The sequence below is a fragment of the Staphylococcus sp. SA22 genome (genome assembly GCF_054165785.1).
Map to the genome: position 1 here is coordinate 111,175 of NZ_JBSZQY010000004.1, position 18,254 is coordinate 129,428.

Annotated in this window: 20 protein-coding genes and 2 pseudogenes; 20 read left to right on the plus strand and 2 right to left on the minus strand. The window is 32.7% G+C overall.

The window, feature by feature from the left end:
* The first annotated feature begins 35 nt into the window (after positions 1-35).
* From ACXQH5_RS05505 to ACXQH5_RS05515, 3 genes are all read left to right on the plus strand, one after another.
* Entirely contained in the window at positions 36-131 is a 96-nt protein-coding gene (locus ACXQH5_RS05505; protein ID WP_014532694.1) for a hypothetical protein, read from the plus strand.
* A 506-nt stretch (positions 132-637) separates the two neighbouring features.
* The gene (locus tag ACXQH5_RS05510) at positions 638-1,504 is read left to right on the plus strand and encodes a cation diffusion facilitator family transporter (protein ID WP_000019124.1); all 867 of its coding nucleotides are present in this window, start codon (positions 638-640) and stop codon (positions 1,502-1,504) included.
* Between the two features lie 325 nt (positions 1,505-1,829).
* Positions 1,830-2,516: a 2,3-diphosphoglycerate-dependent phosphoglycerate mutase gene (locus ACXQH5_RS05515; protein WP_001125208.1), complete on the plus strand. Its 687-nt coding sequence runs from the start codon at positions 1,830-1,832 to the stop codon at positions 2,514-2,516.
* A gap of 153 nt (positions 2,517-2,669) precedes the next feature.
* Here the strand turns inward: ACXQH5_RS05515 and ACXQH5_RS05520 are convergent, their stop codons facing one another.
* A complete protein-coding gene (locus tag ACXQH5_RS05520; RefSeq protein ID WP_000762708.1) occupies positions 2,670-2,774 on the minus strand; it encodes a putative metal homeostasis protein in 105 nt (34 codons plus the stop codon).
* 173 nt (positions 2,775-2,947) lie between these two features.
* On the opposite strand from ACXQH5_RS05520, the gene mdeA reads away from it, so the two are divergent.
* The 4 genes from mdeA to ACXQH5_RS05540 all read left to right on the plus strand — a co-directional run bounded on the left by mdeA (position 2,948) and on the right by ACXQH5_RS05540 (position 6,715).
* Positions 2,948-4,387, plus strand: coding sequence for a multidrug efflux MFS transporter MdeA (mdeA, locus tag ACXQH5_RS05525; RefSeq protein WP_000038954.1), 1,440 nt, complete (start codon positions 2,948-2,950; stop codon positions 4,385-4,387).
* A 120-nt stretch (positions 4,388-4,507) separates the two neighbouring features.
* The gene (locus ACXQH5_RS05530; protein ID WP_000825921.1) at positions 4,508-5,287 is read left to right on the plus strand and encodes a transporter substrate-binding domain-containing protein; all 780 of its coding nucleotides are present in this window, start codon (positions 4,508-4,510) and stop codon (positions 5,285-5,287) included.
* A complete protein-coding gene (locus ACXQH5_RS05535) occupies positions 5,268-5,987 on the plus strand; it encodes an amino acid ABC transporter permease (RefSeq protein ID WP_000479576.1) in 720 nt (239 codons plus the stop codon). The genes ACXQH5_RS05530 and ACXQH5_RS05535 overlap by 20 nt, the downstream gene beginning before the upstream one ends.
* Positions 5,984-6,715: an amino acid ABC transporter ATP-binding protein gene (locus tag ACXQH5_RS05540; protein WP_000615464.1), complete on the plus strand. Its 732-nt coding sequence runs from the start codon at positions 5,984-5,986 to the stop codon at positions 6,713-6,715. Before ACXQH5_RS05535 ends, ACXQH5_RS05540 begins: the two co-directional genes overlap by 4 nt.
* A gap of 96 nt (positions 6,716-6,811) precedes the next feature.
* Here ACXQH5_RS05540 and fmhA read toward each other — a convergent pair whose 3' ends face one another.
* The gene (fmhA, locus tag ACXQH5_RS05545; protein WP_001012236.1) at positions 6,812-8,062 is read right to left on the minus strand and encodes a FemA/FemB family glycyltransferase FmhA; all 1,251 of its coding nucleotides are present in this window, start codon (positions 8,060-8,062) and stop codon (positions 6,812-6,814) included.
* Between the two features lie 254 nt (positions 8,063-8,316).
* On the opposite strand from fmhA, the gene ACXQH5_RS05550 reads away from it, so the two are divergent.
* From ACXQH5_RS05550 to nirB, 13 genes and pseudogenes are all read left to right on the plus strand, one after another.
* Positions 8,317-8,679, plus strand: coding sequence for a DUF4467 domain-containing protein (locus ACXQH5_RS05550; protein WP_000819839.1), 363 nt, complete (start codon positions 8,317-8,319; stop codon positions 8,677-8,679).
* An 18-nt stretch (positions 8,680-8,697) separates the two neighbouring features.
* The gene (locus tag ACXQH5_RS05555; protein WP_000162810.1) at positions 8,698-9,297 is read left to right on the plus strand and encodes a DsbA family protein; all 600 of its coding nucleotides are present in this window, start codon (positions 8,698-8,700) and stop codon (positions 9,295-9,297) included.
* 18 nt (positions 9,298-9,315) lie between these two features.
* Positions 9,316-9,395 (plus strand): annotated as a pseudogene (locus ACXQH5_RS05560) (hypothetical protein); the annotation flags it as partial.
* 172 nt (positions 9,396-9,567) lie between these two features.
* On the plus strand, positions 9,568-9,819 hold the full coding sequence (locus ACXQH5_RS05565) for a type II toxin-antitoxin system Phd/YefM family antitoxin (RefSeq protein WP_000584499.1): 252 nt from the start codon (positions 9,568-9,570) through the stop codon (positions 9,817-9,819).
* Positions 9,819-10,085, plus strand: a complete 267-nt coding sequence (locus ACXQH5_RS05570; RefSeq protein WP_000113263.1) for a Txe/YoeB family addiction module toxin — start codon at positions 9,819-9,821, stop codon at positions 10,083-10,085. The genes ACXQH5_RS05565 and ACXQH5_RS05570 overlap by 1 nt, the downstream gene beginning before the upstream one ends.
* Before the next feature lie 34 nt (positions 10,086-10,119).
* Positions 10,120-10,191, plus strand: a complete 72-nt coding sequence (locus ACXQH5_RS05575) for a hypothetical protein (RefSeq protein WP_223200558.1) — start codon at positions 10,120-10,122, stop codon at positions 10,189-10,191.
* Positions 10,192-10,378: 187 nt separating this feature from the next.
* Positions 10,379-11,926 (plus strand): zinc ABC transporter substrate-binding lipoprotein AdcA, encoded by a 1,548-nt coding sequence (gene adcA / locus ACXQH5_RS05580; RefSeq protein ID WP_000727757.1) that lies wholly within the window; start codon positions 10,379-10,381, stop codon positions 11,924-11,926.
* A gap of 185 nt (positions 11,927-12,111) precedes the next feature.
* Positions 12,112-12,579 (plus strand): SRPBCC family protein, encoded by a 468-nt coding sequence (locus tag ACXQH5_RS05585; RefSeq protein ID WP_000153338.1) that lies wholly within the window; start codon positions 12,112-12,114, stop codon positions 12,577-12,579.
* Between the two features lie 86 nt (positions 12,580-12,665).
* The gene (locus tag ACXQH5_RS05590) at positions 12,666-12,848 is read left to right on the plus strand and encodes a hypothetical protein (RefSeq protein WP_000079140.1); all 183 of its coding nucleotides are present in this window, start codon (positions 12,666-12,668) and stop codon (positions 12,846-12,848) included.
* 203 nt (positions 12,849-13,051) lie between these two features.
* A complete protein-coding gene (locus tag ACXQH5_RS05595) occupies positions 13,052-13,876 on the plus strand; it encodes a formate/nitrite transporter family protein (protein ID WP_000594633.1) in 825 nt (274 codons plus the stop codon).
* Positions 13,877-14,288: 412 nt separating this feature from the next.
* Positions 14,289-14,825 (plus strand): GNAT family N-acetyltransferase, encoded by a 537-nt coding sequence (locus ACXQH5_RS05600; protein WP_000185901.1) that lies wholly within the window; start codon positions 14,289-14,291, stop codon positions 14,823-14,825.
* A 228-nt stretch (positions 14,826-15,053) separates the two neighbouring features.
* A pseudogene (locus ACXQH5_RS05605) lies at positions 15,054-15,786 on the plus strand (sirohydrochlorin chelatase).
* A gap of 62 nt (positions 15,787-15,848) precedes the next feature.
* Entirely contained in the window at positions 15,849-18,254 is a 2,406-nt protein-coding gene (gene nirB / locus ACXQH5_RS05610; protein WP_001118712.1) for a nitrite reductase large subunit NirB, read from the plus strand.

The window sequence follows — 18,254 nt, forward strand, 5'->3', positions numbered from 1 at the left end:
GAGAATACAAATGGAAATTAACTAATTATTAACTAATGTTAACTAATAGATTAACTAGTGTTAACTATGTAAAAAAGCGTTTAATTCAGAACATTCAGCGTATTTTAAGTAAGGAAGTACTATATGGATAAATGCAATAGTTTGCTAATAAATAGAGGAGAAAATTGTCTTTCGAAGAGAGTTTGGTAGAGTAAAAAGCTCATTTAATTTGTCACTGATGCACTTTTTCTTCTATATAATTAGGTCACGACATTAGATAGAATCGCAACTCATGCATAGGGTCCCAACATAGAAACTTTCGAGGCGAAAGTTAACAAGTAGGAAGAGTTGGGTATCTTTCTAACAAATAAATTTGAAGAAGACAAAGGAACGTAGTAGGACGTAAAACGTCAACTGCATAAGCCTTTCTAACAAATAAATTTGAAGAAAATAGAGGAACGCATTAGATAGCTTCGCTACTAATGCATAAGCCTTTCTAGCTCATAAAATTCGCAGAAAGGCTAAAAAATATTTTTAGGGGTTGCGAATGAATAAATTAGTTTAATTTTATAAAAATTTATAAAAATTAAAAACGTTGTAAATTTAAAATAAATCATTCATAATATTGTTATTATACTAATTCAAGGTGGTTCAACGCATGTCTCATAATGAAAATCTTAAATTGGCGCAACGCGGTGCTTATTTGAGTTTAATTGTATATATAATCTTATCTATTGTTAAGTATGTCACGGGTTTTGTCTTTAACTCTGCAGCTGTAAGAGCCGACGCATTAAACAATATGACAGATATTATTGTTTCTTTAGCTGTTATTATTGGATTGAAAATTTCAATTAAACCTGCTGATCGAAATCATCCTTATGGCCATTTGAAATCTGAAAATATTTCTTCATTATTGGTGTCATTTGTCATTATGTTTGTAGGTATCCAAGTAGTTATTCAAAATGCACCTCGTTTGTTCAAAGAAGATGACGTTGTACCTAACGCAATAACAATTATCGTCAGCTTAATCAGTGGTCTTATAATGTTGATTGTATTTGCAGTCAATCAAAGCCTAGCGAAAAGAACGAAAAGTAGTTCTTTAAATTCTGCTGCCAAAGATAATTTATCAGATAGTTTAGTCAGCATTGGAACGGCGATAGGATTAATTTTTACGCAAATTGGTTTCCCAATTGTCGATATTATTTTAGCAACATTGCTAGGCTTACTAATCGTTTATACTGGATTTGGTATTTTTAAAGAAGCAATTTTTATGTTGAGTGATGGTTTCAATGAAACTGAATTAGAAGCGTATCGCAATGATATTTTAGAAGTTGATGAAGTACAAAAAGTTAAAAGTATTAAAGGGCGTTACCATGGAAGTAGTGTGTTTATTGATGTCACAATTGTTGTAGATGCTAACCTTTCCTTAGTAGAAGCGCATCAAATTTGTGACAATGTCGAACATCATTTGCACAAAAAAGGTATTTCCTCAGTATACGTTCACCCAGAACCAGACCATCTATAATATATTTAAACGTCTTCATAGATAAATAAATATCTGAGGAGGCGTTTTTATTACGTTCTTTTTAGGTACGCCTAAAAATATTTTTCAAACCTTAGAAAAATGACGGACAAAGGTGTATAATATGATTTGTTATTAGGTGGTTATTGATTCATTTATGAATTAAAAAATGAAAATGGGGAATAGGATTTATGTATTTAATGTCTAGTGATAATTGATTTAATCATTGAATTTTAAAACATATTGAAAAGAAAATTGCTAAGATTAAATCATCTTAAAATATCCCTGAAATAACGTCCTAAAGATTAAAGGAAAGAGGTTATAAGTTATGCCAAAATTAATTTTATGTCGTCATGGACAAAGCGAGTGGAATGCTAAAAACTTATTTACTGGATGGGAAGATGTTAATTTATCTGAACAAGGTATTAATGAAGCGACTAGAGCAGGTGAAAAAGTAAGAGAAAATAACATTGCCATCGATGTAGCTTTTACATCTTTATTAACACGTGCTTTAGATACAACGCATTATATTTTAACTGAATCTAAACAACAATGGATTCCTGTATATAAAAGCTGGCGTTTAAATGAGCGTCACTATGGTGGATTGCAAGGCTTAAATAAAGATGATGCTAGAAAAGAATTTGGAGAAGAACAAGTACATATTTGGCGTCGTTCTTATGATGTGAAACCACCTGCTGAAACCGAAGAACAACGTGAAGCTTACTTAGCTGATCGTAGATATAATCATTTAGATAAACGTATGATGCCTTATTCTGAAAGTCTGAAAGATACTTTAGTTCGAGTGATACCATTTTGGACAGATCATATTTCACAATATTTGCTAGATGGTCAAACGGTATTAGTTTCTGCACACGGAAATTCAATTCGCGCATTGATTAAATATCTTGAAGATGTGTCAGATGAAGATATCATTAATTATGAAATTAAAACAGGTGCACCACTTGTTTATGAATTAACGGATGATTTAGAAGTTATAGATAAATACTACTTATAAAAAAAGAGCTGCATGTACACAAGGAGTGAGTGTATATGCAGCTCTTAAATATGTGAAGTAATGTAAGGAAATAGTTAAGTATAGAGTTTATATTAACGAGCTAGGGATACTCGAAAATATAGTTAGACATACAATATAGTCAAATTAAAACAATTATTTCGCTCTTTTATGTTGCTTAATAATCTTTAAAGCACGCTTTCTTGTTTTAATGTTAGGGCTATTTAAATTACGACGAGCAGTCTGTAAATCTAATTTCATCTCTATCCCTCCTTGTAAATATATTATGACCGATAATTACTCATATGTAAATAGTAATGATTACGTTTTAAAGAAATTGTAATAAAGTCGTGCTAATTTTTTTGAAAATGGGTATAATTACCGGATATCTAAAAATGAGTGTCGTTTTTTAGATGGTGAGGGGGAAGCTTTAAATGTCGAAGAAACAAAAATTAACGATGATTATTACTATGCTGATGGGTGGATTTTTTGGATTATTAAATGAAACACTATTAGTGACGGCTTTACCAAGTATTATGAAAGATTTTGAAATTTCATATACACAAGTTCAATGGCTGACAACAGCTTTTTTATTGACTAATGGAATTGTTATTCCTTTGTCCGCGCTTGTTATACAACGTTATACAACAAGACAAGTGTTTTTAGTGGGTATTTCTATCTTTTTCTTAGGTACATTACTCGGCGGTTTGAGTCCGCACTTTGCAACATTATTAGTTGCTAGAATTATTCAGGCGTTAGGTGCAGGTATTATGATGCCATTGATGATGACAACAATTTTGGATGTTTTCCAACCGCATGAACGCGGTAAATATATGGGGATATTTGGTTTGGTAATTGGCTTAGCACCAGCTATTGGACCTACTCTTTCAGGTTATCTTGTTGAATATTTTAACTGGAGATCACTTTTCCATGTTGTCGCTCCAATTGCAGCTGTGACATTTTTAATTGGATTTAAAACGATAAAAAATGTTGGAACTACAATTAAAGTACCTATTGATTTTATTTCTGTCATTTTTTCTGTACTAGGTTTCGGCGGGTTATTGTATGGAACGAGTTCAATTTCAGAAAAAGGTTTTGATAATCCTATCGTATTAGTATCTATGATTGGTGGTATTGTTTTAGTCGCATTATTTGTATTACGTCAATATCGGCTATCAACACCATTATTAAATTTTGCAGTATTTAAAAATAAACAATTTACAGTTGGTATCATTATTATGGGTGTCACAATGGTATCGATGATTGGTTCGGAAACAATTTTACCTATTTTTGTGCAAAATTTATTGCATCGTTCAGCTTTAGATTCTGGGTTAACTTTATTACCAGGAGCAATTGTTATGGCATTTATGTCGATGACTTCGGGTGCTTTATATGAAAAGTTTGGTCCTAGAAAGCTTGCTTTAGTAGGTATGGCGATTGTTGTTATTACTACGGCTTATTTTGTTGTAATGGATGAACAAACATCAACAATCATGTTGGCAACGGTTTATGCGATTCGAATGGTTGGTATCGCGTTAGGATTAATTCCAGTAATGACCCATACGATGAATCAATTAAAGCCAGAAATGAATGCACACGGTTCATCTATGACAAACACAGTACAACAAATTGCTGGTTCTATCGGAACAGCTGCATTAATTACTATTTTAGCTCATGCAAGTAAAAACTTTTCTCCAACTATGTCAGACTATAATGGCATGAACAAAATTGATATGATGAATCAAATTAAAGTTGATACGATGTTGCATGGTTATCACGCTGGATTTTTATTTGCATTATTGATTACAGTTGTTAGTTTCTTTTGTTCATTTATGTTACAAGGGAAGAAAAAAGAAGTTGATTCTCGTCAATAAATATAAGTTGCTAGCTATATAAAGCTTTTTAGCAAAAGTTCAACATATTGACTTATCCGGCATTTCAGATTAAAATATTTTTATTCCGATTAGAATAATAAGAATAAGGAGATATATTCTATGAAAAGACTTTTATTTGTGATGATAGCTTTCGTTTTCATATTGGCTGCATGTGGAAACAATTCGTCGAAAGACAAGGAAGCTAATAAAGATAGCAAGACAATTAATGTTGGTACTGAGGGGACTTATGCACCATTTAGTTTCCATGATAAAGATGGTAAATTAACTGGTTACGATATTGATGTTATTAAAGCAGTAGCTAAGGAAGAAGGTTTAAAACTTAAATTTAATGAAACTTCTTGGGATTCTATGTTTGCAGGTTTAGACGCAGGGCGTTTTGATGTAATCGCGAACCAAGTAGGTATTAATCCTGATAGAGAAAAGAAATATAAATTTTCTAAGCCTTACACATTCTCAAGTGCTGTTTTAGTTATTCGTGAAAATGAAAAAGATATTAAAGATTTTGATGATGTTAAAGGTAAGAAGTTAGCACAAACATTCACATCTAATTATGGTAAATTAGCTAAGGATAAAGGTGCTGATATTACAAAAGTTGATGGCTTTAACCAATCAATGGATTTATTATTGTCTAAGCGTGTTGATGGTACATTTAATGATAGTCTGTCATACTTGGATTATAAAAAACAAAAACCTAATGCTAAGATCAAAGCAATCAAAGGTAATGCTGAACAAAGTAGATCTGCATTTGCATTTTCTAAAAAAGCAGATGATGAAACAGTTCAAAAATTCAATGATGGCTTGAAAAAAATCGAGGAAAACGGTGAATTAGCTAAAATAGGTAAGAAATGGTTTGGTCAAGATGTTTCTAAATCTAAATAGCGAACAACAACATGCGCTAGATGCTGCAAAACAAGCTTTCGGACCTATGCTAGAAGGTTTGGTCAAATATTCAATTCCTATTACATTAGTTACATTTGTTTTAGGATTGATTATTGCATTATTTACAGCATTAATGCGAATTTCAACGAGTAAAATTTTAAGAAGTATTTCACGTGTCTATGTATCTATTATTCGAGGAACACCAATGATAGTACAACTATTTATCATATTTTATGGTATTCCAGAATTAGGTAGGTTATTAACAAATGACGCTGACAACCAATGGACATTGGCACCTGTAGTGGCTGCTATTATTGGTTTATCATTAAATGTAGGTGCGTATGCTTCGGAAATTATTCGTGGCGGTATTATTTCTATACCGAAAGGACAAACAGAAGCTGCATATTCTATCGGTATGACGTATGGTCAAACGATACAACGTATCATTTTACCGCAGGCAATTCGAGTGTCGATTCCTGCACTAGGTAATACATTTTTAAGTTTAATCAAAGATACATCATTATTAGGATTTATTTTAGTGGCTGAAATGTTTAGAAAAGCTCAAGAAGTTGCGTCTACAACATATGAATATTTAACAATTTATGTGTTAGTTGCGCTAATGTACTGGGTGGTATGCTTTATTATTTCAATTATCCAAGGTATCTATGAATCTTATATTGAAAGAGGGTATCGCTCATGATTCAATTGAACAATATCCATAAATCATTTAATGATGTTGAAGTCATCAAAGGTATTGATTTATCTGTTGAACAAGGTGAGGTTGTAACCTTAATCGGTCGATCTGGTTCAGGTAAAACAACATTGTTACGTATGATTAATGCGTTAGAAATTCCAACTGAAGGTACAGTTTATGTTAACGGCAAAACATATACATCTAAAGATAAAAAATCACAAATAGAAGTTCGTAAACAGTCTGGTATGGTATTTCAAAGTTATAACCTTTTTCCGCATAAGACGGCATTAGAAAATGTAATGGAAGGTCTTATCACAGTTAAAAAGTTGAAAAAGGATGAGGCACGTGGGAAATCACTTGAGTTACTTGAGAAAGTTGGTTTAACACTTGTCAAAGATCAACGTCCACATGCATTATCAGGTGGTCAACAACAACGTGTTGCTATTGCAAGAGCACTAGCAATGAACCCTAAAGTGATGTTGTTTGATGAACCAACATCTGCACTTGATCCTGAACTTGTGAATGATGTTTTAAAGGTTATTAAAGATTTGGCTAATGAAGGCATGACAATGGTCATTGTGACACATGAAATGCGTTTTGCTAAAGAAGTATCTAATAACATTGTATTTATTCATGAAGGCATGATCGGAGAACAAGGGGCTCCAGAAGAGATGTTCAATCGTCCGAAAACAGAAGAATTAAGACGTTTCTTAAATGTTATAAATGAAGAATAATCAAATAGAACCACGTATCATGTTTTAGTATGGCGATGATGCCATATACATGATGCGTGGTTCTTTGTTATATTGCCAAAATCTTGGAGCAACCTGTTAACGACGTTTATGATTTAAGTATGTTTGTACCTTATATAGTAATGGTTTGATAGGCTTAATAAAGTCACCGATATACTCTTCTACATGTGCGTTAAAGCCTTTTTTGAATTGTTGTACGCCATAATCTTCTGATGACTCTGAAAAGTCACCGGTAATACCATAGAAATTATAGCGATCAATATGATGCGCTTTAGCAAACTTAATCATTTCCCACTGCAAATGGTAGGCACCCATATAAGCATTATATTTAGGGTTTGAACCACTAGATAAGTAATAAACTTCATGCTCATTGTAGATAAACAAAGCAGAAGCTAAGTTTAAGACTGCACCATCTTGTTCAATTTGTTCTATTGTATTGTCGATTTTACGCTTATTGCTATTTAGCTGTTGTTCTAGCTGTGTGCGTTTCGTTTTATTTTTCTTTGAATTAGGATTTTCTTCCAATGCCTCTTCAACACCTGAGAGTTCAGCTGTTAATTGCTGTTGCTTTAATTGTAAAGTTTTTAAATACTCGTTTAAATCAATATACGCCAACTTTAACATGGCGTGGTCATCGTATAACTTTTGCATTTCTTCAAAGTATGGTAACTCACGGAATTTGAAACCATGCTTTTCTTCGGCCATATGGAATAAGTCGAAAAAGGTTTGCGTTTCATCAATCGTTAACGTTTTAGTTTTAACACCAATATCATATGTTTTTTTAATATTACGTCTCGTTTGATAATCCATTTCTTTTAATAACTGGTCTTCTGTTTTATCCTTTAAATCTAATACAGATAACCAACGGATTTGACTCATTGAATCATAACCGACTGGAAAACCTTGATGCTTATAGCCTAATGTGTCCATTGTTCTAACAAATGCTCGGTTGTCATAAGACTTAACAATTTCACCGTCTGCATTGCGTAAATTTTCAATTAAATATGGATCTACAAGGACATATAAACAATTTTGTTTCTTTAAATATGACGTTAATGCTTTAAAGAAAAATGCTACTAATGATTGATTTGTATAATCCATCACTGGCCCGCGATGTGTATAAAAATATTTGAAAAATTTAAGTGTGCGTGCTTCTGTCAATAAGCATCCTGCAATCACTTGACCATTGTCATCTTTAACCCCTACAAGATGCACATCGCCTTTTAAATCAACTCTATGATTGTAATGAATAGCTGATTGTGTGTAATGTGAAAAATGCTTTGTTGTAAACGCATTGAACTCATCCGAAGTCAACGTTACAAAGTTCATTTTATCCCATCCCTCTCTGAATTGAACTGTAATTTTTGAATTTATTAATAATGCTATTTTTTTATTTTATCAAAAACTGATTGCAAATACACATAGAAAATGAAATATATTTTTCTTTGACTATACATAACTGTTATTTCTTTGGATATTTATATTAAATGCATTGGTAGTAGTTGTAGCGCATTGATGTTTGACGGTGTATAGTATTAATTATATTGAAAGTTAGTTGGAAGTTGATAGTAGGAGTGGGAGCATTGAAGCGATTTGTGGCGATGGTATTATTATTACTAGTCTTTATATCAGGATGTGGTAATGATAAATATGTGAAAGAAATAGATGAAGCAGTTAAAATTCAAAATCAAAAACAAGAACAACTTGCCAAAAAAGGCAACGGTGATCGTGTTGATCATTTTGAACGCAAAGATGCTAATATTTATGTCTATGATAAGGATAAAATTATCATTTTAGCTTATAAACCTTTGAGTAATGATGATGAAGTGCATTATTATGCATATGATTTTAGTGATAAACGTGTATCATATAAGCAAGATTTTGATTCGAGACGATATTATCAACAACATGATGCGGATTATCATGAAGAAAATATGACGAACTAGATATGAACAGGAGTTATTATGACTAAAAAATTACTAACATTATTTATAGTGAGCATGTTAATTTTAACAGCTTGCGGTAAAAAAGAATCAGCAACGACATCTTCGAAAAACGGCAAACCATTAGTTGTCATATATGGCGACTATAAATGTCCTTATTGTAAAGAATTAGATGAAAAAGTTATGCCAAAGTTGCGTAAAAATTATATAGATAATCACAAAGTGGAATACCAATTTGTCAATTTAGCTTTCTTAGGTAAAGACTCAATTGTTGGTTCGCGTGCGAGTCATGCAGTATTGATGTATGCACCTAAATCATTTTTAGATTTTCAAAAGCAATTATTTGCTGCCCAGCAAGATGAAAATAAAGAATGGTTAACAAAAGAACTATTAGATAAACATATTAAACAACTGCATTTAGATAAAGAGACGGAAAATAAAATTATAAAAGATTACAAGACAAAAGATAGCAAGTCTTGGAAAGCTGCAGAGAAAGATAAAAAAATTGCTAAAGATAATCATATAAAAACGACACCAACTGCATTTATTAATGGCGAGAAAGTTGAAGATCCATATGATTATGAAAGTTATGAGAAGTTATTAAAAGATAAAATCAAATAGTCTTAATTGTTGAGATAAGTAAGTGATACCAATTTATTAGGACAATATGAAAGGCAATTTCTATTAGCAATATGATAGAGGTTGTCTTTTTAATGTAGGAAGTCTAAATAGGTGGAAATTATCATGTAAACATTGTTTAGTAGGGAATCAGTACAGGATAGGTATTGATTCTTCCCCGTTCAAAATCTTGATTAGTAGTTTTTTTTGTGTCTCTTGTTTTATTGTACATATATTTGTACAATTGAGGTGTGTTAAAAGGAGGCGATAAATATGATTATTAAAAATTATTCATACGCTCGACAGAATTTAAAGGCACTTATGACAAAAGTAAATGATGATAGTGATATGGTAACTGTAACCTCTACTGATGATAAAAACGTAGTAATCATGTCAGAATCAGATTATAACTCCATGATGGAAACACTTTACCTCCAACAGAATCCAAATAATGCTGAACACTTAGCTCAATCAATTGCAGATCTAGAACGTGGAAAAACTATAACGAAAGATATAGATGTATAATGGCTAGGTTAAATATTACGTTTTCGCCTCAAGCCTTTGAAGATTATAAGTATTTTCAGCAGAACGATAAAAAAATGGTGAAGAAGATTAATGAGTTACTTAAAAGTATTGACAGAAATGGTGCATTGAAAGGTATAGGTAAGCCTGAAAAGTTAAAATCGAATCTGACTGGTTATTATAGTAGACGTATCAATCACGAACATAGATTGGTCTATACAGTAGATGACAATCATATAAAAATAGCATCATGTAAATACCATTATTAAAACTAAAAGTCACACTATAAAAATAGGGTAAGTTATTTTAGGACAATATGAAAAGGCAATTTCTATTAGCAATATGATAGAGATTGTCTTTTTTCTTATATTATGACGGTCGTAAATACTATAAAGTTTTCTGTATCATATTTGTACAATAGTCATGTATTAGATAAAACGAAAAGTGGTAAATACCTAAAGTATGATTCGACTTTATATTATTTATAAAAACAGTGCTTGTATTTTAAGTAGCATGAGTATATAATTTTAAAACGTAAAGATTACTATTTAGGAGGGTGACTATGAAAAAGAAATTAGGTATGTTACTTCTTGTACCAGCCGTAACTTTATCATTAGCCGCATGTGGGAATGATGATGGAAAAGATAAAGATGGCAAGGTAACAATTAAAACAACAGTTTATCCATTGCAATCATTTGCAGAGCAAATTGGTGGAAAACACGTGAAGGTATCATCAATCTATCCAGCAGGGACAGATTTACATAGCTATGAACCAACACAAAAAGATATATTAAGCGCAAGCAAGTCAGACTTGTTTATGTATACAGGGGATAATTTAGATCCGGTTGCTAAGAAAGTTGCATCTACTATCAAAGATAAAGATAAAAAACTGTCTTTAGAAGATAAATTAGATAAAGCAAAGCTTTTAACTGATCAACACGAACATGGTGAAGAGCATGAACATGAGGGACATGATCATGAGAAAGAAGAACATCATCATCATGGTGGATATGATCCACACGTATGGTTAGATCCTAAAATTAACCAAACTTTCGCTAAAGAAATTAAAGATGAATTAGTGAAAAAAGATCCAAAACATAAAGATGACTATGAGAAAAATTACAAAAAATTAAACGACGATCTTAAGAAAATTGATAACGATATGAAGCAAGTTACAAAAGATAAGCAAGGTAATGCAGTATTCATTTCACATGAATCAATTGGATACTTAGCTGATCGTTATGGTTTTGTTCAAAAAGGTATTCAAAACATGAATGCTGAAGATCCATCACAAAAAGAATTAACTAAAATTGTTAAAGAAATTAGAGATAGCAATGCTAAATATATTCTTTACGAAGATAATGTTGCGAATAAAGTGACTGAAACAATTCGTAAAGAAACAGATGCGAAGCCTTTAAAATTCTACAACATGGAGTCTTTAAATAAAGAACAACAGAAAAAAGATAATATTACGTATCAATCATTAATGAAATCGAATATTGAAAATATCGGTAAAGCTTTAGACAGTGGTGTTAAAGTGAAAGACGACAAAGCTGAAAGTAAACACGACAAAGCAATTTCTGATGGGTATTTTAAAGATGAGCAAGTTAAAGACCGTGAATTAAGCGATTATGCTGGTGAATGGCAATCTGTTTACCCTTATTTAAAAGACGGTACGCTTGATGAAGTGATGGAACATAAAGCTGAAAATGATCCGAAGAAATCTGCTAAAGATTTAAAAGCTTATTATGACAAAGGATATAAAACTGATATTACTAACATTGATATAAAAGGAAATGAAATTACATTTACTAAAGATGGTAAGAAACACACTGGTAAATATGAATACAATGGTAAGAAGACATTGAAATATCCTAAAGGTAACCGTGGCGTGAGATTTATGTTTAAATTGGTCGATGGTAATGATAAAGACTTACCGAAATTCATCCAATTTAGCGATCACAACATTGCACCTAAAAAGGCAGAACACTTCCATATCTTTATGGGTAATGATAATGACGCGTTATTAAAAGAAATGGATAACTGGCCAACATATTATCCTTCAAAATTAAATAAAGACCAAATCAAAGAAGAAATGTTAGTGCATTAATTCAACAGGTTTGCACACTCTACTCAACTGTTAATAGCTGAATAGAGTGTGTTTTTTATTTCGTAGTTATCAATTTCAACAGAGGGAATGATTAATATTACTATAGTTTATAACAAATGATTTGGTAACATATGTCACTCAATGCATGTTAAGATGAGTAAATATAAAAGATAGGGAGTGGGAAGATGACGATTAAAGTTGAAGATAATAAAATTATTTTTTCAAGAACGATAGAAGCACCGATTGAAAAGGTGTTTGATGCCTATACGACAAAGGCATTATTTGAAAAATGGTTTCATCCAAAAGACGCTAGTACCAAAGTGTTTCGCTTTAATGCTGTTTCAGGCGGTGATGCATTTTACGCGATTAAAACACCTACAATGATTAGCTATACATTAGCAGAATATAAAACGGTTAAGCGTCCATATTTAATTGAATATATTGACTCATTTGCGACACCTCAAGGTGCAAAAGATACAAAAATGCCAAGCATGAAAATTACTTTGTCATTTTCCAAGAGCAATACAAGGAAAACGACAGTGACATCAACATCAGTATTTCCAACAAAAGAAGCCGCTCAACAAGTCATAAACATGGGTGTTGAGCAAGGGATGAATCAAACATTAGATCAACTTGATGCTTTATTGAAATAAAGTTGTTGAAAATATGTAAAAAATTTTATATGCCATTCAGTTTATAATAATAACGTAATATTATTAATTGAATGAAGGATGATTCGATGGCACAACGTTACATTAAAGTATTAATATTATATATTTTTACTACGCTTTTATCTTCAATTACTGTTACTTCGAAATGTGTACCAAATAAAGTTGTTAGATTTATTTTGCGTACAGTCGTAGGCTACGGTATATTTGCATATGGTTTACATTACTTTTCAAATTTAAAAAAGAATAAGTAATACTTTACATAAAGCGAGATGAGCGCAATTAAAATGATACCAATTGTTTTATGTCGCGATATCTATCTCGCTATTTTTATGAGTAAATATTAGTTTTGAATTGGTAAAAAGAATTTTCTGAATTTTAATCTATGAATTACATTTAAATACTAATATAATTGATAGGTAAAATTTATTTGATAATAGTAAATGGGGGAAGTGCTGTGATAAAAAATAATAAAACAGTTGAAGATACGTATTCAACTAAAGCAATCGTAGACTCAATATCATCATCTGTTCAAATGAAACAAGTGATGGTACAGCAAACACCAGGACGATACATGCTAAAATCTATGATGGCAGGTTTCTTATTGTCCATTGTTACTGTTTTTATGTTTGGTATTAAAACACAATTCGCAAGTACACATGTTGATGGTCTCATTAATTTAATGGGAGCAATTGCTTTCAGCTTAGGATTGGTCTTAGTTGTACTAACGAATTCTGAATTATTAACAAGTAATTTTATGTATTTTACAGTTGGCTGGTATTATAAAGTTGTTTCTATTAATAAGATGATGTGGATTTTATTATATTGTTTCCTTGGAAATATTTTAGGTGGTTTTGTATTATTCTTCTTAATGAAATATGCACATGTTATGACACCAGAAATGACACAAGCCTTAACTGCCTTAGTTCAGAAAAAGACAGTCGATTCGACTTGGTTGAATATTTTTACAAAAGGTATTTTCTGTAACTTCTTTATTAATATCGGTATTTTTATTTCTATGCAATTCAAAGGCGGATTGACAAAAGCATTCTTCATTGCTTGTGGTGTTATAGTCTTTGTATACATGGGATATGAGCACGTTGTATTCAATGCTGGATTATATGCAGGTATGGTGTTCTTCAACCTTGATGCTGTATCTTGGTTACATGTATTAAAAAATATCGTTTTTGCATTCCTTGGTAACTTTGTAGGTGGCGGTATTTTTGTGGGACTTGTTTATGCATTTTTAAATGGTAAACGCAATCGATTAGAGCAACAGTAATGGAGTCATAATTGAAGATGTTGTGACAACAATGAATTTAGAATCATCCTTTTTTGGGACCCGTTCCTCAACTTGCACATTACTGTAAGCTGACCTGCCGTCAGCTTCTGTGTTGGGGCCCGCAGTCAGCTACTGCCAATATAACATTGTAGAGTCTAGGACATTATGAACTGCACGCTTCAAAGTAGACATTGAAAAATGAAAGCTTTGAAGCGTACATATCATTAATTCATGTCCTAGACTTTTTTACTGATGCAGTCAATAATGAAATAACCGGTTATCGCATGCCTATCTTATTTAGATGAGGCATGTTATCTGACACATGTGCTAAATGTTGGTACGCTATAAGGGGATTTTTAGTTTGAATGAACTATGATGCATTCCAAATAAAAAGAAAGTGATGGGGATTGAAATGACAAACACTACGATTAGACTGGCGAATGAAAACGATGCAGAAACGTTACAACAGTTAATGTATAAGGCATTCACACCTTTAAGAGAACTTGGAATTGACTGGCCTTCGGTTAATGCTAATTTAGATGCTGTTAAAGAAAATATAGATAAAAATACTACATTTGTCATGACAATTGATGATGAAATTATATCTACGATTACGGTTAGATATCCTTGGGGAAGTGTGAAAAGCATTTCGGGCTATCCTTTTGTCTGGTGGTTTGCGACAAATCCTGAGTATGAAGGGAAAGGCTATGGTAGCCAATTACTTACTTATGTTGAAGAAGCATTTTTGCGAGATACGTTGAAGTCAGCGGCAGTTACTTTAGGTACATCTGCAAGATTACATCCGTGGTTACTTAAAATTTATGAAAAAAGAGGTTATGAAATATACAGCGAACATGAAAATGATGATGGCGATTTAGGTGTGATCATGCGCAAAGTATTGATACCTGAGCGCTTTGACGAAACAATATTAGGCCAACCACCATTTTAAGATAATAATATACACTACAAGCGACCGATATATTGATGCTTGCTCAAATGAATGTTGAGTAGGGATTCATATATCGGTCGCTTTTTTGATTTAACAAAAAGGGAAAATGTATAAGGAATATGCATGACTACAGGCATCAGGGAATTCCCTGATTTTACATTATAATGTGATTCTTTTCACAAAAACGAAATGATTTGGTATACAATACGTGTGAAAGGGTTGGTAAATGTGAATGGGAATATCATTGTTGCACATGGCATGAGGCACGGACGACAGAATCAAGCGTTAGAAGCATTTATTTCTGAATTAGTAAAAGACGATATACATCACTATGATATTGCGTTTTTAGAAAGTGAACATCAGGATTTAGAGACGGTAATGACGACGTTGGTTCAAAGTGGGGTTGACCATTTTAAAATTGTACCATTGCTAATCTTTAGTGCAATGCATTATCTCAAGGATATACCGAATATCGTTCATGAAATGAAACGACGGTATCCAGACATAAAGGTAGAAGTAAGCGAGCCACTTGGCACACATCCTTTAATGAGACGATTAATTGAACAACGTATTTGTGATGCATTAGCAGGTGACAAACAACAAGTTGGAATTATGGTTGTTGCACACGGCAATATTAATGGAAAGTTTACTAAGGCACACGAAGAGTTACAAATATGCGCTCGAAATTTGCAAATTAGCAAGCCGACATATGCGAGAACGCTATATGGAGAGATTAGTTTTACACATGATTTAGAAATCATCTCGAAACGGTATCAAAAATTGATTGTCGTACCTTTATTTTTATATGACGGAAGACTTGTTAACAAAGTGAAGCAGCAAATGAATGACATGGTTATTAATACAGATATACACATCACACCTTCAATTAACTTCGACCCGATTTTAAAACAAATTATTAACGATAGATTAGAAAGTCTTAATGACTCCAATGAAAATATAAAAGCACAAACGAAAATTAAAACCTTTTTGAAATAAATATTATGAAGTAAAGGGGCATATTTTATGGCAAAGCAAAAACTAGTAATGATTGGTAACGGTATGGCGGGCATTCGAACAATCGAAGAAATATTAGAGCGCGCTAACGATTTATATGATATTACGGTAATTGGTAAAGAACCTTATCCAAACTATAACCGCATCATGCTTTCAAATATTTTACAAAATAAAATGACAGTTGAAGAAACAATTATGAATCCATATGAGTGGTATGAGGAACATGGTATCGAGTTAATTACAAATGATCCTGTGATTGAAGTAGATAGAGCAAATCAATCAGTTATTACTGCAAATGGTATTGAAGTATCATACGATAAATTGATTTTTGCGACAGGTTCTAAAGCATTCGTCATTCCAGTTCCAGGTTCGACATTACCGAGTGTAATTGGTTGGAGAACGATTGATGATACTGAACAAATGATGAACATTGCTAAGACTAAAAAGAAAGCAATTGTAATTGGTGGAGGCTTACTAGGTTTAGAGTGTGCACGTGGTTTATTAGATCAAGGTATGGAAGTAACGGTGTTACATTTAGCTGAATGGTTGATGGAAATGCAGCTAGACCGTAAAGCTGGAAATATGCTTAAAGCAGATCTAGAAAAGCAAGGTATGAAGTTTGAAATGCAAGCCAACACAACTGAAATCTTAGGAGAAGATGATGTTGAAGGTGTTAAATTGGCTGATGGACGCGAGATTCCGGCAGACTTAGTTGTTATGGCAGTAGGTATTCGACCATACACAGAAGTAGCCAAAGAATCAGGTCTAGATGTTAATCGAGGTATTGTTGTCAATGATGTGATGCAAACAAGTGATAGCAATGTATATGCAGTTGGTGAATGTGCAGAACATAACGGCAAAGTTTATGGACTCGTTGCACCACTATATGAACAAGGTAAAGTATTAGCTGATCATTTAACAAATAAAGAAACGAACGGATACAAGGGATCAACAACATTTACGTCATTAAAAGTTTCTGGGTGTGACTTGTATAGCGCTGGTCAAATTGTAGAAAATGCTGAAATTAAAGGTATTGAAATATTTAATAGCGTTGATAATAACTATAAAAAAATCTTTTTGAAAGACGGTAATGTAGTTGGCGCAGTACTATATGGTGATATCGATGATGGTTCACGCTTTTATAACATGATGAAAAAAGGTGAATCTACTGAAGATTACACACTGGTATCATTGCTTACTAAAGGTGGAGAAGAGGCATCGCTATCAATTGCTGATATGGCTGATGATGAAACAATTTGTGGTTGTAATGGTGTTGATAAAGGCACTATAGTAAATGCGATTACGGAAAATGGCTTTACAACAGTTGAAGAAGTAACGGCTAAAACAAAAGCGGGGAATTCATGTGGTAAATGTAAACCGCAAATTGCTCAAATATTACAGCACACCTTAGGAGATGACTTTGTCGCCGCAAAACCTGCTGGTATATGTGGTTGTACTGATTTGACACGCGATCAAATTGTAACGCAAATAAGAGCGAAAGGTTTAAAAACATCTAAAGAAGTTCGACATGTTTTAAACTTTAAAAATAAAGGTGGATGTCCAAAATGTCGACCAGCAATCAACTATTATTTAAACATGGTTTATCCACATGATCATGAAGATGAAAGAGAATCAAGATTTGCTAACGAACGTTACCATGCGAATATTCAAAATGATGGTACATTTTCTGTTATACCTCAAATGCGTGGGGGTGTTACAGATGCAGACCAACTGATTCGTCTAGGAGAAGTGGCTAAGAAATATCATGTACCATTAGTTAAAGTGACAGGTTCACAACGTGTTGGTTTGTATGGAGTTAAAAAAGAAGAATTACCAAATATATGGGAAGACCTAGGTATGCGTTCAGCATCAGCTTATGGTAAGAAAACACGCTCAGTTAAAAGCTGTGTTGGTAAAGAGTTTTGTCGATTTGGTACGCAATACACGACACGACTTGGCATTCGTTTAGAAAAAACATTTGAATACATCGATACACCTCATAAATTCAAAATGGGTGTATCAGGCTGCCCAAGAAGTTGTGTTGAATCAGGTGTTAAAGATTTTGGTATTATCTCAGTTGAAAATGGATTCCAAATCTATATCGGTGGTAATGGTGGTACAGAAGTTGAAAAAGCCGAATTTTTAACAACTGTAGAAACAGAAGATGAAGTAATCAAATTATGTGGTGCTTTGATGCAATATTATCGCGAAACAGGTATATATGCTGAAAGAACAGCGCCATGGTTAAGAAGGCTTGGATTTGAAAATGTAAAAGAAGTCTTACTTAACCCAGAAAGACAAAATGAACTATTTGAACGCATTATGGATGCTAAAAAAGCAGTCGAAGCTGAACCTTGGGAAGCAATAACTAGCAATGCGCAAGCACGTAAAATTTTTGAAGTGGAGAAGGTGTAA